Consider the following 24,825-nt stretch of genomic DNA (forward strand, 5'->3'; position numbering starts at 1 on the left):
TGTCTTTAGATTCATACATAAACAGAGTCACCATAAGTAATACAATAGTGAATATAACTACCACAAGAAGATGGAAAGTAAGCTGTTTGGTGAACTGGATTTTACTGCTTTAATGAAGTAATGGCACGGACATAAAACCAGGACTTGGGGCAGGTCTTGAACCTATTTGGTTTTTTGGCTATCATTTAGTATACTATCCGATTGGACAACGTAATTGTTATCCATCAAATTTAACTCAAGAGGACAGACGCATCCGATGAAAAAATTCAAGTTTCCCAAGTTCAAGATTCAGAAGGCTGAGCCACAGCAGCTTACCGAGCGTTTGCTTTTGATCAATCTATACTTTACACAAGGTCTGACACTGATTATCGGAGTTGTGTGGATCTTGTTGCAGAAACGAAACTTGTTAGATGTACTCGCATGGCCTGACAATTACCAATTTATCTGGTGGGGTTTTGGTCTTGCAGGTATTATGCTTGTTATGGACTTGGTACTGTCGTATGTTATACCTCAGGAAAGCATGGATGACGGTGGAATTAACGAGATGCTTTTCCGTGGGCGTCCGATCTGGCACATTGTATGTATAGCAGCCATTGTTGCTGTGTGTGAGGAATTATTATTCCGTGGAGCCATCCAACACGCCATTGGTCCTTACTGGACAAGTATTTTATTTGCAGTTATCCATATTCGTTATTTGCGCCACTGGATTCCAACAGGCTGGGTGTTTGTCTCAAGTTATGGATTGGGTTGGATTTACATGCAATCCGGCACATTATGGGCGCCTATATTATGTCACTTTATTATTGATTTGGTGTCCGGATTAGCGATACGTTTTCGGAGGGGATCATGAATCAGCCATTAAGTAGAATGAAGACATATGGCAGTCAGCGCCATCGTCAATCGGATAAAAAAGAGACATCCGAGCGTCAGGTGGTTTCTCAAGTAAGCATCGTTGCTGAAACGGCAGCAGCTGCTGAGGTTGGCGGAATCACACCAGTTACTTCCGTTACTTTACCTAGATCACAGCGGAAGCCCTATACAGAAAAGCTGGAAAGTCCAGTACTTCCTCAAAGGGCACCATCACGCTCCAAAAAAACGCCAAAATCAACGGAAGAATCGATCCCCGAAGCGGGTTCGCTTCCTACACGAACAGAATTACATCCTTCACGTCGGCTAAAATTGAGCAAAAGGTTTGTCAATTCACTCATTTTTATTTTTGTCATGTTAACGATTAGTCTGGTTTGGTGGGGGGTTGAAGGGGCACCCGCTCTGAATACGTTCCTTCCCTTGCCGTGGTAATGCTTTTACTCGAATGTTTAATCATTTTGATAGGAGTTTTAGTACTTTTTCATATGTGGCGTGAAGCCCATCTTCATCAAATGATTGAAGAAGAGGTTGAAGTGCCTCATCTGCCAACATCCTTTGACGGGGCTATGATTTTGTATGTATCCGACACTCACAAGCGCAAGCTGAAGCAGAAGGATCTGGAAAAATTTAAAAACAAGGTGGACTGGGTTCTCATCGGTGGGGATGTTGCGGAAAAAGGAATCTCATGGTCTTTGGTTAGACATAACATGAAAATTTTATCAAACATTGCTCCTTCTTTTACAGTGTATGGCAACCATGACAAGCGGGCTGGTACCGCTCAACTTGCGCGAATTCTTCGGGAATCGGGCGTTAAGCTCCTGCAGGATAATGTGGAATATCTGCAAAGGGGCAACGACAGATTGAGCCTGATCGGTATAGACTATCGTTCCAAACAGGGCGATGTATTACTACAGCAGATTGGTAACCGTTTCTGCAAAATTGCTATCGTTCATGATCCTTTGCAGGCCCTTCGCTTGGAAGAAAATGCAGATCTTATTTTAAGCGGTCATACACATGGCGGACAATTAGTTTTACCATTTTTCGGACCTGTGTTCCTGAGCAAAGCGTATCGTCCCGTATCTAATGGGTGGTACTCCCTGAAGCGCAATGCCGAGGACGTTCATCAAGAAGGCAAAATGCTTGTTAGCAGAGGATACGGTACAAATCATCTTCCTCTCCGACTAGGTTGTCCTGCGGAGATGCATATCATCACGTTAAGAGTGCCCGCGGAAAAAGCACTCACAGAGAAACAGCCTTGATCCATCGGATCAAGGCTGTTTCATTTTATGCGCAAAACTACAATTTAACGAGCTTCCAATTCTATTGCACGCGGATCAACAAAGGAATAGCCTTTCTTTTCAAGCTTGGTCAGCAACTCATCCAATGCTTCAACCGTCCATGGCAACTCATGCATCAAAATATTGCTTCCGGGATTTAACTGGTCCAGTACATTTTGGATGACTTTTTCCGGTTTGTCTTTGGTGCTTTTATCCCAATCGAGCGAACCATTAGACCAAGTCATATATAACATGCCATTTTTCTTCACAGCAGCCTTCAGTGCATCATTTCCCGACCCAAAAGGTGGACGGAAGAATTGCGGTTCCTCACCAATGGTATCCTTCACTATTTTTTGGACATCTGTAACCTGTTTTGCCGCCTCAGCGGTTGACATTTTTTTGAGATCCTCATGATCCCAGGCATGATTGCCTACAATCTGACCCCGTTCATGTATGAGTTTGAGCAATTCCGGATGGCTTTTCACCCGATATCCATTGACGAAAAATATCGCTTTAGCATTATGTTTATCTAAAGTGTCGATCAGAGAAGTAATCATTTTTTCTTCTTTGGGTCCATCATCGAAAGTTAACAAGACCACTTTGTTTGGGCTCGCTTCATCGTTTGGTTTAATATAATAATTTTCATTCATATGATACGTCTTTTCCACTTTCTCTTCTGTAGAAACCTTCTCCGAAGATTCAGGTTCTTCTTCTGTCGCAGTTGAATCTTCGGTTGATGGCTCGGGCACACCAGTTCCGGATTCTCCTGTTTCAGTTGGGTTAGAGTTACCTTGCTCTTCATGAACCGTGGTAGTTGATTCGCCTGCTGGTGCGGAATTATCAGATGTTTTTTCTTCCGCTGTCCCACAAGCTGACAGCAGCAAACTTGCAGCAATGATCAATGCGGCGGTATGTCTGAACATGATTTCAACTCGCTTTCCTGTATTTATACGGAATGAGATCGCTCATTACCGCAAACACTAAATATGATTTTAACACTTGAAGGAGGTTGGTGTAATGAAGACGTCATCCTTTTTTTGGGGCATTGTTATTGGTGTTGCAGCCAGTTCATGGCTGTCCAAAGGCAAATTGCCCATGATGTCATCGGGTTCATCACGAAATATGATGGATCAGGCAAAACATAAGATGATGGAAATGACTTTCCCGGGTATGGACGGGTTCACAAGCAAGCAAAATCAACATGGTGAATCCCACAAAAATCCTGCAGCAAAGACCGCAAGAGCAATCACACCACAGGAAAAAGAAGCGAATATGAGCATGCTCAAAGATTTTATTCGCACCAATCCCGATGTGAAGCATGAAGTAGAGCAAATTTTAAGTCAAACAAACACAACAGTACCGGGTTTATAAACCAAAACCTCCAATTAGAATCATCCACAGTCTGGATTGGCTGTGGAATGATTCTTTTTTTGTCGATTTTACTTCGTGCATTTAGAGGTATAAAATGATAACATAACTACATAGATTTATTTTCAGCACATATTGTTTTGTGCTTCATAATCTGTTATAAGACTTGCTTATAAAGGGGAGATCCTGTATGAAAATAGAACGACTAAGTCACGATAAGATACGGATTTTCCTGACCTTTGACGATCTGAGCGAGCGCGGAATACAAAAAGAAGATATGTGGCAGGAAATACCTAAGGTTCATGAACTGTTCACTGAAATGATGGATCAGGCCTATTCCGAACTTGGATTTGATGCCACAGGTCCACTCGCTGTCGAAGTATTCGCACTTCCCGCTCAAGGGATGGTTGTCATTGTCACACGTGGAAAATATGATCCGCAACAATATGGTTTAGGTCATGAAGATGATCTTCCTGAAGAAGTATATGAAATGGAAGTTACACTCGAGCAAAGCGATTCCATCGTTTATGCATTCAAGGACTTTGAAGTGCTCATTGAAGCTGCACATATGTTGCGTCAGCATGTTACGGATGCTGGGAGACTTTATTCTTATAAAGACAAGTGGTTCTTGCATTTGGAGCCTGATGAGGTAGATTCCATCAAACATGCGGCATTGATTGCCTTGCTTGCTGAATTTGGTGAAGGCTCCTCAGTTACTCCGGCAGTTATGGAAGAGTATGGTAAGGTTGTTATTCCTGCACAAGCGATTGATGTTATCTGCACCCACTTCAAACGCCAGGATTAATCTCTAGTTGTAATCGCGTCTTTAGTCAGAGGAGGGAATTTCGGTGCTTTTGTTTTCGGTCTTAGCGGCAGCAGTTGCTCCGGGTCTCGCCTTGTTAACATACTTTTACCTGAAAGACCGTTATGATTATGAGCCACTTCATATGGTATTGCGGGTTTTCCTCATGGGGATTCTGATGGTACTGCCTGTGATGATTATTCAGCGTGGCATGATGATGTGGCTCGGGGATAATCCTTATCTTGAGGCTATTCTGATCTCAGGTGGTGTGGAGGAATTCGTTAAATGGTTCGTACTTTATCATATCATCTATAATCACACCGAATTTGATGAGCCGTATGACGGGATCTTATATGCAGTCGCTGTTTCACTTGGATTTGCCACTGTTGAGAATGTGTTGTATGCCTTTGCGGGGAATGCATCCGTCTCAGCCATGTTCCTTCGGGCACTGCTCCCTGTGTCAGGGCACGCTATGTTCGCAGTAATCATGGGTTATTACATGGGTAAAGCCAAGTTTATCGGTGGTAAGAAAAAGCGGTGGTATCTGGTGCTGTCTCTGGTTTTACCTTTTTTCTGGCATGCATTGTACGATGTCATCATGAACACCATGGTGAATCATTGGTTGTGGTTTATAGCGCCGCTAATGGCGGGCCTGTGGTATGGGGCAATGGGTAAAATCACACGAGCTAATAACCGTTCTCCTTTTCGTTTTGTGAAGCGGGAGGAAGAGGTTAAATTATAAAAATACGGACACACTGGTGGACATAAAGCGCATATTGCGCCTATGGCTCCGGTGTGTTTTTATTTTTATAGCTAAACTCCCGGGGAATGAACAACAGAAACGGAGATCGTTGTGATGAGAATTAAAATTAAAATCAGATGTAAACAATGCGGTGAACGATTTACATTACGAGGCAAGAAAGAACGGGGCCGGATTGAGACGGGATTCAAGCAGTGCCTCTGTGATAACAGAGACCAGTTCGAAATTGAAGAAGAGGGCATGGCAACTGGGATTCAGCTGAATTAAAAGGAGGACCCAAACGGTACTTTAGCAGCCTGCTTGTGTAAGGACTGGAAATCGCATGCATAAGAGATCTTTCTTCGATCCACAATAGAGGTAGTGGTTTAGAAGAAAGGAGACTCTACCGATGTATAAACGTTTAAGTTCAGTTATGTTTCCGATATTTGCGGTTCTGCTGGTCGGTGCGCTCGTGTGGGGCTATCAGGAGAATCAGGAGAAGAATGCAATTCTGATCAAGGCAGAGAATCAATATCAGCGTGCCTTTCACGATTTATCTTTTCATATGGACAAATTGCATTCGGAGATTGGTAACACCTTGGCGGTTCACTCTACATCACAGGGGATGCATCGCAAAGGTTTGATGAATGTTTGGCGACTCACCAGTGAAGCGCAGAATGAGATCAACCAACTGCCACTCACCATGCTGCCATTTAACGAGACGGAGGAGTTTCTCTCGCGTATTTCCAACTTTGCCTATCGGGCGTCGATGCGTGATCTAACAAACGAACCGCTAAGTGAGAAGGAAATGGGCAACCTGAAAAAGCTGTATCAGAATTCATCCGAGATTACCAAGAATCTGCAGGATGTGCAGGAGAAAGTCCTGACGGACCGATTGCGCTGGATGGATGCAGAGACTGCCATGGCAACGCAAGAGCAAACTATGGACAACACGATTGTTGATGGTTTTCGTACTGTGAACAAAAAGGTACAGGAATACCCGGAGCTTGATTGGGGTCCTTCCGTATCTAATATCTATGCTAAACGATCAGTGAAGAAACTGGACGGCTTGCCAGTGACCAAAGAACAGATTCAGAGCAAGGCTGCAAAATTCTCTAATGTGGACAGTAGCAAAATCCAAGTGCAGGAGAACGGCAAAGGAACAGACTGGGAGTCCTACACTGCCACGATTGACCATGCCAACAATGGTAAACTGATGATGGATTTCACCCGTAATGGCGGAATGCTGATCTCTTACAGTAATACGCGTCCAATCGGTACCAAAAAAGTGTCTCGTCAGAATGCCATGGCTAAAGCAGATCAATTTCTAATGAACAAAGGCTATAAGGATATGAAGGCTGTAAACTACGATGAATATGGTAATCTGGGTAACCTTACTTATGTGCGTAAGCAAGGAGACACCTTGATCTATCCCGAGAAAATGTCAGTTCGTGTAGGTTTGGATACAGGCGAAGTAACCGGCTTCCAGGCGAGTGACTTTGTCTACGAACATAATGACAAGCGCAAAATTCCGAAAGCAACTCTTACGGAGCAACAAGTGCGCAAAAAGCTTAATTCGGAGTTTGAAGAACATTATGTTCGCAAATCCTTGATTGAGAATGATTACAGCAAAGAAGTATTGTGTTATGAATTCGGAGGGAAAATTAACGGTTCCCGTTACCGGATATACATTAATGCGAATACAGGAATAGAAGAAGCGGTTGAAGAGATCAAACCGGTCAATGCAACCTCATAAAAAGATGGATAATTTAAATTTGAAGTTGAGCGAATAACTGCGGCAGACCACGATGTGGTCTGTTTTTTCTTGTTCAATGTGAGAAAGGTCATGGTATAATAGTCCTTGTACATACGAAGATAAATACATAAAGTGGCGGTGAATAGCTTGTTTCCTAAAATAAATGAAATTTTATACATCCAGATTGCTTCTGCAGATGAAAAAGAGGAACACAAAGAGTACAAATCACGCATTGCAGATATGGATGATAGCAGTTTTCTGATTGAGGTACCGATGCAACAAGGAAGCAGTCGTCTGAAAAGGCTCTTTTTCGGAGAGGAATTGTCTATTTCATATATTACGGAGGATGGGGTCCGGCATTATTTTAATACTTATGTTACGGGATTTGAAGAAGATGTGGTCCGTCTTGTTCGTATCCACAAACCTCTTCCGAGCGATATATCCAAAATACAACGTCGCAGCTTTCTTCGCGTTCATGCAAACCTCGAATTAGCCATCCAGAGTGAAGATCTGACCCGTGCCATCGGATTGACTGAAGATATTGGTGGCGGTGGATTGTCCATCTACGGCGAAACAGGGTTTTCAATAGCTGAAGGTCAAAAACTGAAATGCTGGTTACTGGTTCCCTACCGGAACTCAACCATCGAACATGTGAATTTTGAAGCTGAAGTTGTGCGTATTAAAACCCTGGAAACCGGCAGACAGCTATGCATGCTGAAATTTGTGCAGATTTCAGATTCGGAGCGCCAGAAAATTATCAAGTTTTGTTTCGAACGGCAACTGGACTATCGCACGAAATAGGAATGTTGTGGCATAAAGAGAGTGAACTGCGGGTACCGTAATGAAAAAATGGAGGTATTCCCTTGAATTATCGTCATGCAACCCGCAGATATGAACGACTTTATTATGTTTTCTCCAGGCGAATGGAACGAAAGGTTACGATTCTGATTACAGCCCTTATAATCCTGCTTGTGGTGTATCAATTACTGCTGTTGGTACCAGGTTTCAAAAAGAATTTGACCACCATTGACCGTCTGGAAGGCACACCCATTCAAGTGCAGTCTTTAAATGATTATCAACATCCGTGATTTGTCTGTTTTTGCATCCATGTGTAGAGTGTGGTATAATTTTCACGATGCAGGCAATGCCTGTTTTTTTATTGAGGTTTATCGTTTGAGGAGGAATGCCCCGTTGGCAAGCCAGAACACATCAGAGAACGGGAAAATGAACGTTGCAATTGACGGACCTGCCGGTGCCGGGAAAAGCACGGTGGCCCGATTGGTTGCAGAGGCGCTCGCGTATGTATACGTCGACACAGGCGCAATGTACCGTGCGGTAACCTTGCACATGCTTCGGAAAGATATTGCGCCGGAAGAAGTGACACAGGTACTTCAGGAAGCCCAAAAGCTGGTCATTGATTTACAACCGGATCCCGACGGACAGAAAGTGTTCTGTAATGGGGAAGAAGTAACCTCGGAAATCCGCTCCCGTGAAGTGACGGGAATCGTGTCCCGATATGCGCAAATCGAGGGGCTGCGTACGCAATTAGTGGATACTCAGCGGCAAATGGCTTTGCGCAAGGGCGTCGTCATGGATGGACGCGATATCGGAACGACAGTATTGCCCGATGCGGAAGTGAAAATCTTCATGACTGCCAGTGTCGAAGAGCGTGCACTTCGCCGCTTCAAAGAACTGGACCCCTCTGAAGGACTGACGTTGCAACAGCTGGAGCGAGACATTGCCACCCGTGACAGATTGGATGAGAATCGGGAAATTTCCCCACTACGTTGTGCTGAGGATGCTATCGTCCTTGATACAACGGAGATGAACATTCATGAAGTGGTTGACAAAATCGTATCTTATTGCACAATGGTCAGAGGAGAGATCGGTCTATGATTTACACATTTTGCAGCACATTACTGCGGATCATTTACACCATTCTTTTCCGCCTGGAGGCCGTTGGACGGGAGAATATTCCGAAAGAAGGCGGCGTACTTTTATGTTCCAATCATATTAGTAACTTCGATCCTCCAACCGTTGGTATCAAAATTCGCCGTAAGGTGCGTTTCATGGCCAAAAGCGAATTGTTTGAAATTCCGGTACTCGGCCGAATTATTAAAGCCGTGGGCGCTTTCCCCGTTAAACGTGGAGGTGTCAGCAAGGAATCCATCAAAACCTCACTCAATATTTTGCGTGATGGTCAAGTGCTTGGAATCTTCCCCTCGGGAAGCCGTCACAATGATGGAGGTATCGGCAAAAAAGGGGCAGCGAGTTTTGCTCTCCGCAGTGGCGCTACAGTTATTCCTACTGCTATTATCGGTAACTACAAAGTTTTTCGTAAGATGAAAGTTGTATATGGAGCACCAGTAAGTTTGGACGAGTTCAAGGAAGACCCATCTGGAGAAGCTCTGGAGAAGGCGACTGAAAAAATTATGTCCAAGATAAACGAAATGGTGCAAACGGGCGTGCCAAGCAAGTAGTGGCATCGTCGTTAACTGAGTGCATGTTTCCATATTTTTGAGGGAGACTAAGCTTGAGCACTCAGTGATGAAAGTGTTTTGAACTCTGCTACAGGCAGGTTTGAATATAATGGGGTTTTTGAATTGAGGAGGGTATTTGACATGTCGGAAGAAATGAAAAATCAAGAAGCAACCCAAGATGAGTTGGATCAATTCGTTTCCTTGAAAAAAGGAGATACCGTAAAAGGAACCATCGTCAAATTGGAAGATAACCAAGCCTATGTGAGCATTGGATATAAATATGACGGTGTCATTCCAATTCGTGAACTGTCTTCATTACATGTTGACAGCGCGTCTGACGCAGTAGAAGTTGGACAAGAAGTTGAAGCTAAAGTTCTTAGCATCGACGACGAGAAAGAAAAACTCGTTCTGTCCAAACGTGCAATCGACAGCGAAAACGCATGGGATCAATTGCAAAAGCATTTTGAAGACCAAGACGTATTCGAGGTTGTTGTAGGTGATGTTGTTAAAGGCGGACTGGTAGCAGACGTGGGGGTACGTGGATTTATCCCGGCTTCCATGGTTGAGCGCCATTTCGTTGAAGACTTCAGCGACTACAAAGGACGCACACTGCGTGTTAAAGTGAAAGAGATCGACCGTGAGAACAACAAAGTGATCCTTTCCCAAAAAGACGTACTGGAGCAAGAATTCGAAGCAAACAAAGCTACAGTAATGGCTGGTTTGCAAGAAGGTCAAGTGATCGAAGGTACAGTACAACGCTTGACTCAATTCGGTGCATTCGTTGATGTGGGCGGAGTTGACGGTTTGGTTCACGTATCCGAGCTGGCTTGGACACACGTTGAAAAACCATCCGACGTACTGTCTGAAGGTGATAAAGTTAGTGTGAAAGTGCTGAAAGTTGACCCTGAAAAAGGCAAAATCAGCCTGAGCATGAAAGCTGTTCAACCAGGTCCTTGGGAAACAGCAAGCGAAAAATTTAATTCCAGCGATATCGTAACAGGTGTTGTAAAACGTCTGGTCGACTTCGGTGCATTTGTTGAAATCGCTCCTGGTGTTGAGGGACTTGTGCATATCTCGCAAATCTCCCACAAACACATCGGCACTCCTCATGAAGTGTTGAAAGAAGGACAAGAAGTTCAAGTTAAAATCTTGGACATGAACCCTTCTGAGCAACGTGTAAGCTTGAGCATCAAAGAAACAGAAGAAGCTCCAGCTCAACCACAAAAATCAGAAAGACCTTCAAGAAACAACGCTCCGCGTGAAGAAATCAACAATCCAAACGTTTCCTTGAACAATCAAGGTATGAGCACTACGCTCGGCGAACTGTTTGGAGACAAACTCAGCAAATTCAAATAAGTTAACAATGCATGGTTCTTAGTTATATACTGCATATTTTGCTGAATATCAAAAGCAAGATCGGCGAGCCCAAGGCGGGTTCGCCGATTGTTTTTATTGCGAGTAATTTGGCATGAAACGTTAGCCAAGACATATCTTTTTTGCTATGATGAGTATCGTAAGTATGGACAGGAGGAGTGGAATGTATGGCAAGACCCGTTGTGGCAATTGTCGGACGACCGAACGTGGGTAAATCCACCATTTTCAATCGGATCATCGGCGACAGACTGGCCATTGTGGAAGATAAGCCGGGCATTACCCGTGACCGCATATATGGAATCGGTGAATGGAACGGTAAACCATTTAGTATTATTGATACAGGTGGTATCGAAATTGATGGTGAAGATGTAATTTTAAAATCGATTCGGATGCAAGCAGAGCTTGCTATTGAAGAAGCGGATGTTATTGTATTCATGTGTGATGCAAAAGCAGGTATTACGCAATCGGACGAAGAGGTAGCAGAGATGCTCTACCGCTCAGGCAAGCCTATTGTTGTAGCCGTTAACAAAGTGGATAATATCGGACGAAGTGAGCTCATTTATGAGTTTTATGGATTTGGTTTCGGTGATCCCATCGGCGTATCCGGAAGTCACGGCACAGGTGTAGGTGATTTGCTTGATGCAATTGTGGAGAAGTTGCCAGAACTTGAGGAAGAGACATACGATGAAGATGTCATTCGTGTAGCTCTGATCGGACGTCCTAATGTGGGTAAATCTTCACTAGTGAACGCGATTCTGGGTGAAGAGCGTGTCATTGTAAGTGACGTGGCTGGAACGACCCGGGATGCGATTGATACACCTTTTGAAAAAGACGGCCAACGTTACGTGCTGATTGATACAGCAGGTATGCGTAAGCGTGGTAAGGTATATGAAACAACTGAGAAATACAGTGTAATGCGTGCGATGCGTGCGATTGAGCGTGCAGATGTTGTTCTGATTGTCATTAATGGTGAAGAAGGCATTATTGAACAGGACAAGCATATTGCAGGATATGCCTTCGAAGCTGGTAAAGCGTCATTGTTTGTTGTGAACAAATGGGACGTGGTAGAGAAGCATGACAAAACGATGAAAGAGTTTGAGCGAAAAATACGGGATCACTTCCTGTTTATGACTTATGCTCCGGTTGTATTCTTGTCAGCCCTCACAAAACAACGCTTACAAAAACTGTTGCCGGTTGTGCAACGTGTAGCAGAACAACACTCGTTACGTGTGCAGACACATCTGCTTAACGATGTGGTGTCTGATGCGGTTGCGATTAATCCTCCGCCAACAGATAAAGGACGGAGAATGAGAATTAACTATGTGACTCAGGTTGCAGTTAAACCGCCGACCATGGTTATTTTTGTGAACGACCCTGAGTTGATGCACTTCTCATATGAGCGCTATTTGGAGAATAAAATTCGTGCAGCGTTTGATTTCGAAGGAACACCAATTCGCATATTTACTCGGAAGAAGTCCGACGAAAGTTAGGGGAGAAGTGTGTGATTTTACAAATCGCAGCGATTGTACTGAGTTATCTGCTCGGTTCGATCAGCTTTAGTGTCCTCCTTGCCAAAGCAATACGGGGGATCGATATTCGTCAGCACGGAAGCGGAAACGCGGGAGCTACCAATACATTACGTATTTTGGGTAAAGGACCGGCAGTTGCTGTTCTGTTACTTGATGTACTTAAGGGTATTGCAGCTGTATGGATTGGAATCTGGCTGAGTGACGGTTCTGCCTGGATTCCTGCACTCAGTGGTATAGCAGCCATCGCAGGACATAACTGGCCGCTTTACTTCCATTTTCGTGGAGGAAAAGGCATTGCCACAGCCATTGGTGTTCTGGTGAGTCTTGCTTTCATACCTGCGTTATGTGCTGGGGTGATCGCCATTCTGTCTATTGTATTGACACGCTATGTTTCATTGGGGTCTCTGATTTTTGTAGCATTTACACCCATCTTTATCTTGGTATTACCCGGATATTCAATGAATATCTTCTGGGGGAGTCTGATTATTTGTCTGTTTGCGTTCTGGAGACATCGCACCAACATTGCGAAGCTCGCCAAAGGACAGGAAAATAAATTGGGATCGAAAAACCCTGGAGGGGGTAAACGAGTTGTCTAAAAAAGTTGCTGTTCTGGTCGCTGGAAGCTGGGGGACAGCTCTGGCCAGTGTACTCGCCGCCAATCAGTTGGATGTGATGATGTGGACACGTGGTGAAGACCAGGCAAACGAAATCAATAGCAAGCACACCAATACTCGCTATCTTCCAGATGCGGAGCTTTCAACACGGATACAAGCAACAACTGATATGGAAGCTGCGGTGGAAGGCGCTATAGCTGTGTTAATTGTTGCGCCTTCATCAGCCATGCGTGCAGTTACGAACCAGCTTAAGGCTTATTACAAGCCTGAGATGTTAGTCATTCATGCAACCAAAGGTTTTGAGACAGAAAGCCTGAAACGGATGTCCACAGTCATTTCAGAAGAGCTTGAATTTGAAGAAGGACGTGTGGTTGTTCTTTCTGGCCCAAGCCATGCGGAAGAAGTGGTGAAGCGTTGTCCAACGACGGTTGTTGTAGCTTCACTGGATAAGGCATCTGCCGAGTCTGCCCAAGCTTTGTTTATGAATGCCTATTTCAGGGTTTACACGAATCGGGACATGATCGGTGTTGAGCTTGCGGGCGCATTCAAAAATATCATTGCTCTTGGTGCTGGCATGTCCGATGGTCTTCAATTTGGTGATAATGCCAAAGCCGCTTTGCTAACACGAGGTCTGGCAGAGATCACACGTATTGGTGTTGAGATGGGAGCGAATCCGCTAACGTTTTCGGGACTTGCTGGAATCGGGGATCTGGTTGTAACGGCTACAAGTCAGCACAGTCGGAACTGGAGAGCAGGTTCCATGTTGGGCCAGGGACAGAAGTTGGATGATGTTCTGAAGTCCATGGGCATGGTGGTAGAAGGCATTCGAACTACGCAAGCTGCCTATTTCATCTCACAAAAATACGGTGTGCAAATGCCAATTGCGGATCAGTTATATCACGTTTTATTCCAGGAGAGACAGCCGCGTGATGCGGTTGAAGCCTTGATGGGACGTGACCCGAAGACTGAAATGGAAGTCATGAAGCTTGAAACCTGGGAGCAGTGGCATTCCTGATTGTAATGAGCCTAAATGTACCTTGTGAAATAAGAAGCTTATTCACCTTTTCTGTAGCAGACTCATACTATACACATGAGTATTGCCGGAGGAGGGGAGACGAATGGGTAACAACATTTCCAAAGATGCACTGAATGCAATCAACAAGAAAACGGGTAAAACGATAACAGAAGGTGCCGTCAAAAAATTGGCAAGTACGGTGAAACCAACGACGATTCAGAATGAAGCTCAGTTGCGCCAATTGATCAAACAAGTATCCGCCATGGCGAAAGTTCCGGTATCTGAGGATACGGTTAAGGATATTGTGAGTGCGGTCAAGAAAAGCGGATTGAATCCGAGCAGTATGGAATCGTTAATGAAAATGATGATGAAAAAATAATAGATCACACCTGCTTGTGCAGGTGATCCAGTAAGACAAAAAGACGAGTCGGCTCCTGTCGGCTTGCTTTTTTGTCTTTTTTTTGGAAAATTGAGCTGAATTTCGTGTTATAATGGTTGCAATTGTCACAGTGTCAGTGATGAATATCGGACTAAAGGGGAGACTGCTGGATTATGAGCGCAATGGACAAGATGTGGCTGTCATTGGTCGCCATCCTTATTATGGGACTATCTGTATTCCTGATTACGTTTGCTCGTGCCAAAACAAAAGGTATTGTACGGGGGCTTCTTTCTCTGATTGCATTTTTGATTATGCTGATTGGTTTTTTTGGTGGAATCGCTTCTCTGACCTGATTTCCTATGCCTGAAGGATAACATCCGCATAAGCACATCATAAGAACTGACACAATGAACACGGATGAGGGGAGTGTGAGCCTATGGGGCCGCATGATACGCAGGGTCGGACAGGGCGTTATCCGGAATTACACGCGGCTTTGCTGGAAACGGCCAAAGCCTGGAACACACAGCCGCAGACATGGTTACTTGGAGGAAGTTGTGGGTTGCTGCTTCAAGGGGTGGAGTTGCAACAGGCTCCGAGAGATATTGATATCTATGCGGATGTTGCTGCTGCTAAAGGACTTCACCGTAGCGCTCCGGGGGAAATGCTTGACGAGCCTACAGTGGACAAGACAGGACCGTATGCTTCTCTGCTGAGCCACTATCAGGTGGGTGAATGTGCGTTGGAACTGGTTGGTGGTTTCGAAATATGGGCTCGCAAAAGTTGGTACCGTATCGAGATTGAACATGTACTTGCTCCGCATGCACCAGTAGCACAAGTGGGTCCATATACCCTGCGACTTATGCCGCTTGCGCATGAGCTGTTGTTTAATCTGCTGCGAGGTCGTGAAGATCGTTATCTACCCATTGCGTCACAGATGCGTCAGCAACCACATGCACATCAACCTATAATGATGCTGTTAAGTCAACAGAATGTATGGACAAGCCGCTTTAGAGCCGAAGTGGAAGAACTTGTTGGCTTTGCATGGCCCCAGTAGGTTGAGGGAGGAAAATAATGGACTATAAAGTTACTTTTTTGCCTATGAACAAATCGATAGCGCTCAAACCAGGAGCAACACTTCTGCATGCAGCACGACGTGCCGGAGTTAAGATTACGACCCGATGTGATGGTAAAGCGGCTTGCCTGATGTGTAAGGTGAACGTGGACGAAGAACATCGGGCGGAACTGTATCCACCAACAGATGCAGAAAAGCGCAAGCTGGGTTCACTGTTGGAAGCAGGTACGCGACTGTCCTGTCAGGCCAAGGTGTGTGGATCTCTATCGGTTCATGTTCCAGAGGACCCGCTGAAGGCAGCCATTCGCAAACAACTGGAACGTCAGCAACAGGAAGACGACTGGTTCTGAGCGTTATGAAATTGATTCTCTAATGAGTTATTCAAGGAGGACACGAATGATTAGGAACAAGCCAAAATGTGTTGAAGGAAGCAGACGGCAGCGTCTTATGTATCAGATGGGCGGTCTGCTGTTATTCCTGTTGTTTGCTTTTACAGCAAGTGGTTGTATGTATCCATCGCAGAGCAATTCGGACCCTAAGATCGCCTATCGAGAAAGCGTAAACCGTATTCAGAGTGCGGTCGAGGCATTCCAGCAAGATGAGGGGATTTTACCAATCATCAATGCAGACATGGAAACGCCAAAATATGAAAAGTTCAGAGTGGATCTGCCCAAGTTGAAGCAACTGGGGTATCTGGATGAAATACCGGGAACCGCTTTTGAAAGTGGTGGTAGCGCTTACTTCCTGATCCAGGATGAAGAAGTGAATCCCACCGTTAAAGTGATGGATCTTCTGACCGTACAGAAAGTGAATGATGTACAGCGAATGGTTAATCAATATAAGTCCGTACATAACAATAAGCTGCCAACTGGGGAAGAACTGTATCCGGGGTTATATGCTGTGGATATGGAGCAGGCTTCACAGGCGGGTACACCTTCCATAACATTGAATAGTGTATATTCAGGTCAGGCCTTACCTTTTATGATGGATGACGAAGGCAAGGTCTATGTAGATTATGCTTTTGATATTATGCAGGCAGTGGAAAAGTCTGACGTGTCTCCAGCAGAGACTGAAGATGTTCGGGATTTGCTGGTGGAACACTCCTACTTCGTACCTGTAAAATCCATTTTCTACGCTTGGCAAAATAATGCGCCAGTTGCCCAGCCGATAAAATAAGCATGGTTGCAAAATGTTCTAGCTGTATGACCACCATGGCTCTAATGGTTCAAAAAGAGATATTCCAAATAAGGGATATCTCTTTTTTCTTTTGTCAGTATGAGCAATAACCGTCATAAAAGCTTCACGGATCACATAAAGTAGATTGAAATAAAGACGCGCAGTCCGAGATCGGGGGATTCTCCTAATGTCATCACCTTAAGATAAAAAAACAAAAATACGCGTCATATTGCCGCATACGGATACATAAGATGATACTAGTCCAATTGCATGTACGAGTTAACGCCGCTCTCGCCGGTTTCATCAGAATGCAACGTTCGGCGGCGGACGACTTCCGGGCACTCACAAAGGCGGCTCTACCGTTGCAGGGATTTCAGTCTTCTGATTGAAAAAACGAAGCGGATGCTCTTTAGCATTTTTCCTTCGGAGTAATTTAGGGAGGGGATTTCATTGGAGAAAGTGGACATTTTTAAGGACATAGCTGAGCGGACCGGAGGGGATATTTATCTCGGGGTTGTCGGCGCAGTCCGGACGGGAAAATCAACATTTATTAAACGATTCATGGAAACCATTGTGTTGCCAAACATCACTAACGAGGCTGACCGTGGTCGAGCGGTGGATGAACTTCCACAGAGTGCAGCAGGTAAGACCATCATGACTACTGAACCGAAATTCGTACCAAATAACGCAGTCCAGATCAAGGTGGCAGAAGGACTCGATGTCAATGTGCGACTTGTGGATTGTGTAGGTTATGCGGTGGAAGGAGCCAAGGGATACGAGGATGAGAATGGTCCACGCATGATCTCCACGCCTTGGTTCGAGGAACCAATTCCATTCCAGGAAGCCGCCGAGATTGGTACTCGCAAAGTCATTCAGGAGCATTCTACACTGGGTGTTGTGGTAACAACAGACGGCACAATCGCCGAAATTGCCCGCAGTTCCTATGTGGAATCTGAAGAAAGGGTCATTGCAGAATTGAAAGAAGTGGGTAAACCGTTTGTCCTGGTCATCAACTCCACTCGTCCTCGCAGTGAAGAAACCCTGCAATTGCGTAGTGAGCTTGCTGCCAAATACGACATTCCGGTGATGACACTCAGTGCAGCGACCATGACGGAAGATGATGTGACGGGTGTACTTCGTGAAGTGCTCTATGAGTTCCCTGTGCATGAAGTGAATGTAAACTTGCCGAGCTGGGTTATGGTGCTGAGCGAGACTCACTGGCTGCGGAACAACTACGAAAATTCCGTACGTGACACCGTCAAGGATATTCGCAGACTTCGTGACGTGGATCGGGTAGTCGCTCAGTTCATGGAATATGAATTCATTGATCGCGCAGGTCTGAGTGGCATGAATATGGGGCAGGGTGTAGCCGAAATTGACCTGTACGCGCCGGATGAACTGTATGATCAGATTCTCGTGGAAGTGGTTGGCATCGAGATTCGCGGTAAGGATCATCTGCTGCAATTGATGCAGGAATTCTCGCATGCGAAGAGAGAATATGACCGCTTCGCAGAAGCGCTGGAGATGGTCAAAACGACCGGATACGGCATTGCTGCTCCATCTCTCGCCGAGATGGCTCTGGATGAACCTGAGCTCATTCGTCAGGGCACCAAATTTGGCGTACGTCTGAAAGCAACGGCACCGTCCATTCACATGATCCGGGTTGATGTGGAATCGGAGTTCGCTCCAATCATCGGTACGGAGAAACAAAGTGAGGAACTGGTGAGATACCTGATGCAGGACTTCGAGAACGATCCGATCAAGGTATGGGATTCAGACATGTTCGGTCGTTCGCTGCACTCCATTGTGCGAGAAGGTATTCAGGGCAAAATTGCCATGATGCCGGATAATGCAAGATACAAATTGCAAGAGACGCTGGGAAGAATCATTAATGAAGGTTCAGGTGGCTTGATCGCTATCATCCTGTAAGACACCAAAAGACCGTAAGGGGGCATCCCCTCGCGGTCTTTTTTATGCGATTTCTTTATTTTGGATGAAATGGATAGGAAGAATAGTACTTTCGAAAAAACTTAGCGAGTTTTAGCTTTAAATTGCTAAAACCCATTTACATACTAGGGATTAGCCGTTATATTAATATTCAACTATTGTGATCGAGATCACAGAGAGTGGACAGGGGGAGACAGAGATGAAAAGAAAAGAGACAAAATGGGTATGGTTGAGTGTGTTATTAGTATTTACATTGGCGCTGTCCGCTTGCGGAATCAAAAAAGAACCGGCTGCCACTTCCGCCTCGGGTGCATCAAATGATACACCAAAAACGGAAGCAGTTACAGGCCCTCTAAGTGGCAAGCGGATTGCACTTATTATGGAGTTTAATACAGGTACTTTCTCGCAGCAATATGTACAGGGTGTAAAAGAAGAAATCGAAAAATTCGGTGGAGAACTGACAACGTTTGTTGCCGATAATGACAAAGCAAAGATGGTATCCTTGCTTGATAGCGCAATTAATCAGAAATTCGATGCCATTCTCACGGATCACGGGGACTCCCTGCTGGAGCCAGGTGTGAAGAAGGCAGTAGAACAGAACATTCCAGTGGTTGTGTTCGACGCAGCTATTAGTGTTCCGGGAGCTACAGTCCTGTCGCAGGATGACCAGAAGATGGCTGAGCTGACGCTGGAGCAAATGAAAAAAGATATCAATGGACAAGGTAACATCGTCAAAGTATGGGTAGCTGGTTTTGCACCGATGGAACGCCGTCAGATCGCATACGGTGAATTCATGAAAGCAAATCCGGACATCAAGGAAATAGCTACATTCGGTTCTGCACAGAACCCGGCACTGGATACGCAGGCCAAAATGGAGGCCATCCTCAAACAGTATCCAAAAGGCGAAATTACAGCCGTATGGACTGCTTGGGATGAGTTCGCCAAAGGTGCGGCACGTGCCATTCAGCAAGCTGGACGTGACGAGATCAAAGTGTATGGTATTGATATGAGTGACGAGGACCTGCAAATGATTCAGGACCCGAAAAATCCTTGGGTAGCTTCAGCTGCTGTTGATCCAACGGATATTGGTCGCGTCCAGGTACGTTATGCTTATCAGAAGCTGAACGGAGACGAGACGGAAGATGCAGTTGTTCTTAACCCGGTCTATGTTCAACGTGAAGCTCTGCCAGATAAACAAATCTCCACTTCGGAGCTGTCAGAATTCGTTGAGGGTTGGGGAGGCAGTACACAAGGAATCAAGGGCTGGATGAGCGAATACGGAGTTACTGCTAAATAAGCAGCGTATGGGAAGCGCGCCGCAAGGCGCGCTTTTTCAAACATAAATGAAGACATGTGGGTCTGGATGAAAAAAGGGATGCTCCCGGAAGGGAACGATTGGAGGTTAACATCATGAGCACTGCACCGATACTGCTTCAAATGGAACATATCCACAAGCAGTTTTCAGGTATTCCTGCACTGAAGGATGTGGATTTCTCTGTAAAAGGCGGGGAGATTCATGCGCTGCTGGGTGCCAATGGTGCCGGTAAGAGCACGTTAATGAAAATTCTGTCGGGTGCCTATCCATTGGACCAGGGTACGATTCAGTTGAGTGGACAAGCGCTTCATTTAAGTTCTCCGGGAGACGCGAAGGCAAGCGGGATTCACTGTGTCTATCAGGAAGTGGATGCGGCACTGGTGCCTCAGCTGACGGCTGCGGAGAACATCATGTTGGATCAGCTGGCTTCATCTGCCGGGGGTTGGTGGAAAAGTCCGCGGAAGCTGCAACAGCGTGCGGTTGAGGCGTTGAAACAATTAGGGGCGGACATATCCGTTCACCAAAAAGTGGCCGATCTGACACTTGCAGAAAAACAGATGATACTGCTGGCACGGATTTTAATTCAGGATGCCAAGGTCATCATTTTTGACGAACCTACTGCCCCGCTGAGTCAGGAAGAAACGGATGCATTTTTCCGGATTGTTCATCTGCTGAAGGAACGGGGAGTAGCCTGTATTTTCATTACCCATCGTCTTGCGGAAGTGACGGGTCACTGTGATCGCGTTACGGTTATGAGAGATGGGCAACATGTATTTACCGGTGAAGCAAATGGACTGACGATCAATGATTTGGTTACTCAGATGTTAGGCAAACCATTTGAAGAAGAGTTTCCAAAGACGGAAGCGCCCGTGGGGGAGCTGCTGTTAGAGGCACGTGGGCTTCGTCGTGGAGTGAAGGTCAAAGGTGTTGACCTCTCTGTACGCCGAGGTGAAGTCCTTGCTGTGGTGGGTCTGGTAGGCGCGGGTAAAACGGAAAGCTCTCGTTTGCTGATTGGTGCAGATCGTCTGGAGGGAGGCGAGATCCGGCTTAACAACCGTAACCTCCGTCTGTCTCAGCCTGCGGATGCGGCGGCTCTGGGGATTGTTTCTGTACCGGAGGAGCGACGTAAACAAGGAATCCTGATTCAGGAGAACGTGGAACGGAATTTAAGTCTGCCTTTGTTAAGCCGTCTCAGTACATTAGGTTTCGTAAGCCGCAAACGGGAACGTCTGAATGCGGAGTCATTGGTGAAACAGCTTGGAATCAAAACATCGTCCGTGAAACAGGAAGTGAAATATCTAAGCGGTGGTAATCAGCAGAAGGTAGCCATTGGTAAATGGCTTAATGCGGATGCGGATGTATTTATATTTGATGAGCCAACCAAAGGCGTGGATATTGGGGCAAAAAGTGACATTTTCCGCATCATCAATGAACTGGCTTTGGCGGGCAAGGGTGTAATCTATTTCACCTGTGAACTGGATGAAGGCATGGGAATTGGTGACCGAATCGCTGTCATGTGCGAGGGTGTTATCGTAAAAGAGTTCAAACGAGGCGAGACTAACCAAGAACAGCTGCTATACTATGCAAGCGGTGGACAAGAGGTGCAATCATGAAGGATAAATCACTGGATTTTGCGTTCCGTTACGGGGCGATTATAGTCATCATAGGTGTTATCGCATTTTTCGGCATTAAATTGCCTTATTTCTTTACGTACAGTAACTTGACCGATATTTTGGGCTCGATCTCTATCGTTACGTTTGTAGCGATCGGTGTTACGTTATCTCTCATTGTTGATGGATTTGATCTCTCGGTTGGGGCGACGGTCTCATTAACTACCGTCGTTACTGCTTCGTTAATGATTTGGTATCAACAACCTCTGGCAATTGTAATTATTGTGCCACTAATCATTGGCGCTGTTATTGGTTTACTGAACGCTTTGCTCATTGTAAAATTGCGTATTCCGGATTTGCTCGCAACCCTTGCCACGATGTACATCATCGGAGGTATTCACAAAACGTATGCACAGGGATATACCATTTACAATCACATGCAGTTCCCTGACGGGAGTAAAGCTGCGGGAGAGATGGACTCAACATTCCTGCTTATAGGGCAGGGTAAATGGCTTGGTATGCCGATATCGGTTATCATGCTACTTATTGCAGTAATAGGTGTGCATATCTTTTTGACGTATACGAAATATGGTCGCCAGATGTACATTACAGGCGGTAATGAGGAAGCTGCACGGTTGTCTGGAATCAAGGTGAAAAAGGTGCGTACACTCGCTTATGTAGCCGCTGGAGTGTTTGCAGCAATCGGTGGTATCATCTATGCTTCCAAAGTAGGATCTGGACAAATTGATGCGGGATCACCGTTGTTAATGGAATCCGTAGCTGCAGTATTTGTCGGTTTCTCTGTGTTTGGCGCGGGTAAACCAAATGTCATTGGAACCTTCATTGGTTCGGTTCTGATTGGTGTTCTTGTGAACGGTTTAACGATGATGAACGTACAGTATTTCACACATGATATTGTAAAAGGTGGGGTTCTCGTGCTTGCCCTGGCGGTTACATTTTACGTCTTAAACCGCAACCGGACTTGAAATTGTGGGCTGTCTGTATTAGTATGAAATTTGTTCGGCGTCTGAAATGCCAGTGGTTTCAGACGACATTCTGCCGAAAATGACTGTTGACCGCAGGCGGAGATTTGTGTTCAGCGCTCAAGATGTACGTAGATTTTTTGCGTATGAACGTATATTTCGCTATAAAACGGAAACACAGTATAACATTCAGGACATTGATACAGGAGGTGAAAAACAAATGAACAAATCAGACTTGATTACACACGTATCTGAAGCGACTGAATTGTCCAAGAAAGATGTAACGAAAGCGGTTGATGCCGTATTCGAAGCAATCTCTGAGGCTCTTCAAAGCGGAGATAAAGTACAATTGGTTGGTTTTGGGAACTTCGAAGTTCGCGAGCGCTCTGCACGTAAAGGACGCAACCCGCAAACAGGTGAAGAAATCGAAATTCCTGCGAGCAAAATTCCTGCATTCAAACCAGGTAAAGCGCTCAAAGACGGAATTAAATAAGATTTCTACATATTCCATATGTCGACAAAAAGACCGTGACTTGTTCACGGCCTTTTCTTTTGCCTTTTAACGATGATTCTTGCGGTTCATTCGTAGAAGGCGCAGGTTGACAAATGAAACAATCTTAATCATCATTAACGCTATCGAACGAAAGAAGGGGACATGCGTGATGGATCATCCAACCGGCAATGATTATATTGTAATTAAGGCAGAGGAAAATGGTGTCCAGGTGATCGGATTAACCCGAGGTCAGGATACACGCTTTCACCACACCGAGAAATTGGACAAGGGTGAAGTGATGTTTGCCCAATTTACTACCCATACTTCAGCTATTAAAATTCGGGGCAAAGCCACGCTGATTACCAAGCATGGACAGATTGAATCGGAGTAATGGACAGATTGAATACATTCAAATGAAGATTGCAGGCATAGCCTGCTTTTTTTCATTGTACAATGAGGTATGAGCCTTTACCGGACAGACTACACTAACAGGTAAAGGCAGGGAGGCGTATATGAAACCGCGGATGATTGTTACTGCTTCAATGCTGGCTACGGTTGCGGCGGTCTTTCTGCTTGTTGCGATACAAACCTTACATATGCGTACATGGGGCGGGGCCAACGTACTGCCTGCCTCTGCATCACATCATCCAGTTCAGCTGACGGATGACAATCTGGTTGATGTGTTAAGCTCCATGCAACTATCAACTCCCATTGCAAGAGTGGAATGGAAACAGTCCATTTTGACACTGGACCTCAAAGTTAAAGGAACGGGTACAAGTTACACTGAAATCTATGAGAACATGGCAGCTGTGGCGGATCTGGGCTTTCGGAGCCTGGATAACGTGGATCAGGTGCTGCTACGTGTGATGGCAGAAGATGAATGGATGCATAAACGACATCTGTTACTTGCTGCTGATATTCGGCGTGGAGAGTGGCCTCTGTATGCGATTGAAACATTACGGAACTGGAAAAGTGCGGCCTTTTCAGATGAATTGAAGGACTGGTTTCATTTGATGGAGACCGAACTCTGGAAGAAGCAATTCGAAATGACAAGTAAGGGGTAATAGAATAGCAGGATTCAGTGCGTGCCCGTTCAACATATGCTATAATATATAAGATTGTAGTGCATAAATGGTTTAACAATGTTAAGGCTCGGAGGCTGAGAATGAATTCATATCGCGTACCCCAACTAGCAAAGAAATATACGGATTACGACATGATTCGACAACATACGGAAATCCCATCATTTCCGGATAGCCGGGCACGTCTGTTGCAGGTATTTGTGGGCCGCACAGACGAAAAGGTGCATCAAGAGTTATATGCTCTAGCAACTTCGCTCGTTCAGTTGGCCATGGATACGCATGATCGAATCGATACCGTTTCCGGTGAGCGGAGAGAGCAGGAGATGCGTTCACGCCAGTTGAATGTACTCGCCGGGGATTATTTAAGTAGCCGCTTTTATCAATTGCTTGCCCAAGCGGGCAGAATTGAAATGATTGGCAAACTCAGTGGTGCTGTATCCGGAGTGAACGCACGCAAGATGACGCTGTATGAACGGATGAAGAAGCTTCTCGTTTCGGCTGACGAATACTTGCGTGAAACGGTACAGCTGAGGATGCAGCTGTTTCTTTCATTTACAGGCATGATTCAACATAATGAAGAGTCATTATGGAACAGCCTGTTGACCGAATTCAGCTCCTGCGAAACGATCGTGGAAGAACTGAAGCGGATGAATGACGCAAAACAATATCTTCACAGCTATGCATACTGGCATATATACGAGCATGGTAATGACGATGAGCGCAGTGTGCTGCGTCAGTCTGAACCGGATACACGTGCATGGAACGCTATGGTGCTGAAGCATAGGGTTGGCGAGGTTTTGCTGGACAAGCTTCGCGAGTGTACACACCGCATTCAACTGTTGTTGCAAGACGAGGAAGGGCGGATGGGCTTGCATGAGATACATGCAATTCTAGAGCCTTACTTGGCATATTTGCAGCCTTCACATGCGGCAGTAAGGGAAGATTGA

The 24,825-nt window shown here is 45.4% G+C and carries 30 protein-coding genes; 29 read left to right on the forward strand and 1 reads right to left on the reverse strand.

From position 1 onward, the window contains the following. Positions 1–256 precede the first annotated feature (256 nt). From J7E78_RS09700 to J7E78_RS09710, 3 genes are all read left to right on the forward strand, one after another. Positions 257–850 carry a CPBP family intramembrane glutamic endopeptidase gene (locus tag J7E78_RS09700; RefSeq protein WP_215075981.1) on the forward strand — a complete coding sequence of 198 codons (594 nt, stop codon included), beginning with the start codon at positions 257–259 and terminating at the stop codon, positions 848–850. Then, on the forward strand, positions 847–1,299 hold the full coding sequence (locus tag J7E78_RS09705) for a hypothetical protein (RefSeq protein WP_215075982.1): 453 nt from the start codon (positions 847–849) through the stop codon (positions 1,297–1,299). Before J7E78_RS09700 ends, J7E78_RS09705 begins: the two co-directional genes overlap by 4 nt. An 80-nt stretch (positions 1,300–1,379) precedes the next feature. Further along, positions 1,380–2,126, forward strand: a complete 747-nt coding sequence (locus tag J7E78_RS09710; protein ID WP_215075983.1) for a metallophosphoesterase — start codon at positions 1,380–1,382, stop codon at positions 2,124–2,126. 44 nt (positions 2,127–2,170) lie between these two features. Here the strand turns inward: J7E78_RS09710 and J7E78_RS09715 are convergent, their stop codons facing one another. Next, positions 2,171–3,067, reverse strand: coding sequence for a polysaccharide deacetylase family protein (locus J7E78_RS09715; RefSeq protein WP_215075984.1), 897 nt, complete (start codon positions 3,065–3,067; stop codon positions 2,171–2,173). Between the two features lie 94 nt (positions 3,068–3,161). Between J7E78_RS09715 and J7E78_RS09720 the strand changes: the two genes are divergently transcribed. From J7E78_RS09720 to J7E78_RS09845, 26 genes are all read left to right on the forward strand, one after another. Then, positions 3,162–3,515 (forward strand): hypothetical protein, encoded by a 354-nt coding sequence (locus J7E78_RS09720; protein ID WP_047843572.1) that lies wholly within the window; start codon positions 3,162–3,164, stop codon positions 3,513–3,515. A gap of 187 nt (positions 3,516–3,702) precedes the next feature. Next, entirely contained in the window at positions 3,703–4,317 is a 615-nt protein-coding gene (locus J7E78_RS09725) for a genetic competence negative regulator (RefSeq protein ID WP_215075985.1), read from the forward strand. Between the two features lie 43 nt (positions 4,318–4,360). Continuing rightward, positions 4,361–5,056 carry a glutamic-type intramembrane protease PrsW gene (gene prsW / locus J7E78_RS09730; protein ID WP_062835211.1) on the forward strand — a complete coding sequence of 232 codons (696 nt, stop codon included), beginning with the start codon at positions 4,361–4,363 and terminating at the stop codon, positions 5,054–5,056. 114 nt (positions 5,057–5,170) lie between these two features. Further along, positions 5,171–5,341, forward strand: a complete 171-nt coding sequence (locus tag J7E78_RS09735) for a hypothetical protein (RefSeq protein ID WP_165980215.1) — start codon at positions 5,171–5,173, stop codon at positions 5,339–5,341. Between the two features lie 121 nt (positions 5,342–5,462). Then, positions 5,463–6,809, forward strand: coding sequence for a germination protein YpeB (ypeB, locus tag J7E78_RS09740; RefSeq protein WP_215075986.1), 1,347 nt, complete (start codon positions 5,463–5,465; stop codon positions 6,807–6,809). Between the two features lie 147 nt (positions 6,810–6,956). After that, entirely contained in the window at positions 6,957–7,610 is a 654-nt protein-coding gene (locus tag J7E78_RS09745) for a flagellar brake protein (protein ID WP_215075987.1), read from the forward strand. Positions 7,611–7,672: 62 nt separating this feature from the next. Further along, the gene (locus J7E78_RS09750; protein ID WP_215075988.1) at positions 7,673–7,897 is read left to right on the forward strand and encodes a hypothetical protein; all 225 of its coding nucleotides are present in this window, start codon (positions 7,673–7,675) and stop codon (positions 7,895–7,897) included. A gap of 103 nt (positions 7,898–8,000) precedes the next feature. Continuing rightward, entirely contained in the window at positions 8,001–8,705 is a 705-nt protein-coding gene (gene cmk, locus J7E78_RS09755; RefSeq protein ID WP_091028913.1) for a (d)CMP kinase, read from the forward strand. Continuing rightward, entirely contained in the window at positions 8,702–9,289 is a 588-nt protein-coding gene (locus J7E78_RS09760; RefSeq protein WP_215075989.1) for a lysophospholipid acyltransferase family protein, read from the forward strand. The genes cmk and J7E78_RS09760 overlap by 4 nt, the downstream gene beginning before the upstream one ends. A 141-nt stretch (positions 9,290–9,430) precedes the next feature. Further along, positions 9,431–10,645 carry a 30S ribosomal protein S1 gene (gene rpsA / locus J7E78_RS09765; protein ID WP_036607712.1) on the forward strand — a complete coding sequence of 405 codons (1,215 nt, stop codon included), beginning with the start codon at positions 9,431–9,433 and terminating at the stop codon, positions 10,643–10,645. A 185-nt stretch (positions 10,646–10,830) separates the two neighbouring features. Continuing rightward, complete coding sequence (gene der, locus J7E78_RS09770) at positions 10,831–12,153, forward strand: ribosome biogenesis GTPase Der (protein ID WP_076209907.1); 1,323 nt, start codon at positions 10,831–10,833, stop codon at positions 12,151–12,153. 11 nt (positions 12,154–12,164) lie between these two features. Next, positions 12,165–12,788: a glycerol-3-phosphate 1-O-acyltransferase PlsY gene (gene plsY / locus J7E78_RS09775; RefSeq protein WP_215075990.1), complete on the forward strand. Its 624-nt coding sequence runs from the start codon at positions 12,165–12,167 to the stop codon at positions 12,786–12,788. Next, positions 12,781–13,821 carry an NAD(P)H-dependent glycerol-3-phosphate dehydrogenase gene (locus J7E78_RS09780; protein ID WP_215075991.1) on the forward strand — a complete coding sequence of 347 codons (1,041 nt, stop codon included), beginning with the start codon at positions 12,781–12,783 and terminating at the stop codon, positions 13,819–13,821. Before plsY ends, J7E78_RS09780 begins: the two co-directional genes overlap by 8 nt. 103 nt (positions 13,822–13,924) lie before the next feature. After that, complete coding sequence (locus J7E78_RS09785; protein ID WP_017687687.1) at positions 13,925–14,200, forward strand: stage VI sporulation protein F; 276 nt, start codon at positions 13,925–13,927, stop codon at positions 14,198–14,200. Positions 14,201–14,373: 173 nt separating this feature from the next. After that, positions 14,374–14,553, forward strand: coding sequence for a DUF2768 family protein (locus J7E78_RS09790; protein ID WP_215075992.1), 180 nt, complete (start codon positions 14,374–14,376; stop codon positions 14,551–14,553). An 83-nt stretch (positions 14,554–14,636) separates the two neighbouring features. Next, the gene (locus J7E78_RS09795) at positions 14,637–15,254 is read left to right on the forward strand and encodes a hypothetical protein (RefSeq protein WP_215075993.1); all 618 of its coding nucleotides are present in this window, start codon (positions 14,637–14,639) and stop codon (positions 15,252–15,254) included. Positions 15,255–15,271: 17 nt separating this feature from the next. Continuing rightward, positions 15,272–15,622, forward strand: a complete 351-nt coding sequence (locus tag J7E78_RS09800; protein WP_074095650.1) for a 2Fe-2S iron-sulfur cluster-binding protein — start codon at positions 15,272–15,274, stop codon at positions 15,620–15,622. A 46-nt stretch (positions 15,623–15,668) separates the two neighbouring features. Beyond that, positions 15,669–16,448, forward strand: a complete 780-nt coding sequence (locus tag J7E78_RS09805) for a DUF3939 domain-containing protein (RefSeq protein WP_215075994.1) — start codon at positions 15,669–15,671, stop codon at positions 16,446–16,448. A gap of 450 nt (positions 16,449–16,898) precedes the next feature. Further along, positions 16,899–18,377, forward strand: a complete 1,479-nt coding sequence (spoIVA, locus tag J7E78_RS09810; RefSeq protein WP_215075995.1) for a stage IV sporulation protein A — start codon at positions 16,899–16,901, stop codon at positions 18,375–18,377. Between the two features lie 217 nt (positions 18,378–18,594). Further along, a complete protein-coding gene (locus tag J7E78_RS09815) occupies positions 18,595–19,692 on the forward strand; it encodes a sugar ABC transporter substrate-binding protein (RefSeq protein ID WP_215075996.1) in 1,098 nt (365 codons plus the stop codon). Between the two features lie 113 nt (positions 19,693–19,805). After that, a complete protein-coding gene (locus J7E78_RS09820; protein ID WP_215075997.1) occupies positions 19,806–21,323 on the forward strand; it encodes a sugar ABC transporter ATP-binding protein in 1,518 nt (505 codons plus the stop codon). After that, entirely contained in the window at positions 21,320–22,306 is a 987-nt protein-coding gene (locus J7E78_RS09825) for an ABC transporter permease (protein ID WP_215075998.1), read from the forward strand. Before J7E78_RS09820 ends, J7E78_RS09825 begins: the two co-directional genes overlap by 4 nt. A gap of 217 nt (positions 22,307–22,523) precedes the next feature. Next, positions 22,524–22,796, forward strand: coding sequence for an HU family DNA-binding protein (locus tag J7E78_RS09830; RefSeq protein WP_024630670.1), 273 nt, complete (start codon positions 22,524–22,526; stop codon positions 22,794–22,796). A 169-nt stretch (positions 22,797–22,965) separates the two neighbouring features. After that, positions 22,966–23,187 (forward strand): trp RNA-binding attenuation protein MtrB, encoded by a 222-nt coding sequence (gene mtrB, locus J7E78_RS09835; RefSeq protein WP_017687697.1) that lies wholly within the window; start codon positions 22,966–22,968, stop codon positions 23,185–23,187. A 121-nt stretch (positions 23,188–23,308) separates the two neighbouring features. Beyond that, complete coding sequence (locus J7E78_RS09840) at positions 23,309–23,860, forward strand: hypothetical protein (RefSeq protein ID WP_215075999.1); 552 nt, start codon at positions 23,309–23,311, stop codon at positions 23,858–23,860. A gap of 101 nt (positions 23,861–23,961) precedes the next feature. Then, the gene (locus J7E78_RS09845; protein ID WP_215076000.1) at positions 23,962–24,825 is read left to right on the forward strand and encodes a heptaprenyl diphosphate synthase component 1; all 864 of its coding nucleotides are present in this window, start codon (positions 23,962–23,964) and stop codon (positions 24,823–24,825) included.

It is taken from the genome of Paenibacillus polymyxa (assembly GCF_018614975.1).
Lineage (GTDB): Bacteria > Bacillota > Bacilli > Paenibacillales > Paenibacillaceae > Paenibacillus > Paenibacillus polymyxa_E.

Coding starts and splice junctions, on each gene's coding strand:
- J7E78_RS09785 (WP_017687687.1), top strand. CDS start 13,925: ATGGGTAACAACATTTCCAAAGATGCACTGAATGCAATCAACAAGAAA.
- J7E78_RS09820 (WP_215075997.1), top strand. CDS start 19,806: ATGAGCACTGCACCGATACTGCTTCAAATGGAACATATCCACAAGCAG.
- J7E78_RS09805 (WP_215075994.1), top strand. CDS start 15,669: ATGATTAGGAACAAGCCAAAATGTGTTGAAGGAAGCAGACGGCAGCGT.
- J7E78_RS09725 (WP_215075985.1), top strand. CDS start 3,703: ATGAAAATAGAACGACTAAGTCACGATAAGATACGGATTTTCCTGACC.
- J7E78_RS09715 (WP_215075984.1), bottom strand. CDS start 3,067: ATGTTCAGACATACCGCCGCATTGATCATTGCTGCAAGTTTGCTGCTG.
- J7E78_RS09840 (WP_215075999.1), top strand. CDS start 23,309: ATGAAACCGCGGATGATTGTTACTGCTTCAATGCTGGCTACGGTTGCG.
- J7E78_RS09760 (WP_215075989.1), top strand. CDS start 8,702: ATGATTTACACATTTTGCAGCACATTACTGCGGATCATTTACACCATT.
- J7E78_RS09845 (WP_215076000.1), top strand. CDS start 23,962: ATGAATTCATATCGCGTACCCCAACTAGCAAAGAAATATACGGATTAC.
- J7E78_RS09700 (WP_215075981.1), top strand. CDS start 257: ATGAAAAAATTCAAGTTTCCCAAGTTCAAGATTCAGAAGGCTGAGCCA.
- J7E78_RS09790 (WP_215075992.1), top strand. CDS start 14,374: ATGAGCGCAATGGACAAGATGTGGCTGTCATTGGTCGCCATCCTTATT.
- J7E78_RS09795 (WP_215075993.1), top strand. CDS start 14,637: ATGGGGCCGCATGATACGCAGGGTCGGACAGGGCGTTATCCGGAATTA.
- J7E78_RS09825 (WP_215075998.1), top strand. CDS start 21,320: ATGAAGGATAAATCACTGGATTTTGCGTTCCGTTACGGGGCGATTATA.
- J7E78_RS09735 (WP_165980215.1), top strand. CDS start 5,171: ATGAGAATTAAAATTAAAATCAGATGTAAACAATGCGGTGAACGATTT.
- J7E78_RS09705 (WP_215075982.1), top strand. CDS start 847: ATGAATCAGCCATTAAGTAGAATGAAGACATATGGCAGTCAGCGCCAT.
- J7E78_RS09720 (WP_047843572.1), top strand. CDS start 3,162: ATGAAGACGTCATCCTTTTTTTGGGGCATTGTTATTGGTGTTGCAGCC.
- J7E78_RS09830 (WP_024630670.1), top strand. CDS start 22,524: ATGAACAAATCAGACTTGATTACACACGTATCTGAAGCGACTGAATTG.
- J7E78_RS09710 (WP_215075983.1), top strand. CDS start 1,380: ATGATTGAAGAAGAGGTTGAAGTGCCTCATCTGCCAACATCCTTTGAC.
- J7E78_RS09800 (WP_074095650.1), top strand. CDS start 15,272: ATGGACTATAAAGTTACTTTTTTGCCTATGAACAAATCGATAGCGCTC.
- rpsA (WP_036607712.1), top strand. CDS start 9,431: ATGTCGGAAGAAATGAAAAATCAAGAAGCAACCCAAGATGAGTTGGAT.
- J7E78_RS09815 (WP_215075996.1), top strand. CDS start 18,595: ATGAAAAGAAAAGAGACAAAATGGGTATGGTTGAGTGTGTTATTAGTA.
- ypeB (WP_215075986.1), top strand. CDS start 5,463: ATGTATAAACGTTTAAGTTCAGTTATGTTTCCGATATTTGCGGTTCTG.
- mtrB (WP_017687697.1), top strand. CDS start 22,966: ATGGATCATCCAACCGGCAATGATTATATTGTAATTAAGGCAGAGGAA.
- der (WP_076209907.1), top strand. CDS start 10,831: ATGGCAAGACCCGTTGTGGCAATTGTCGGACGACCGAACGTGGGTAAA.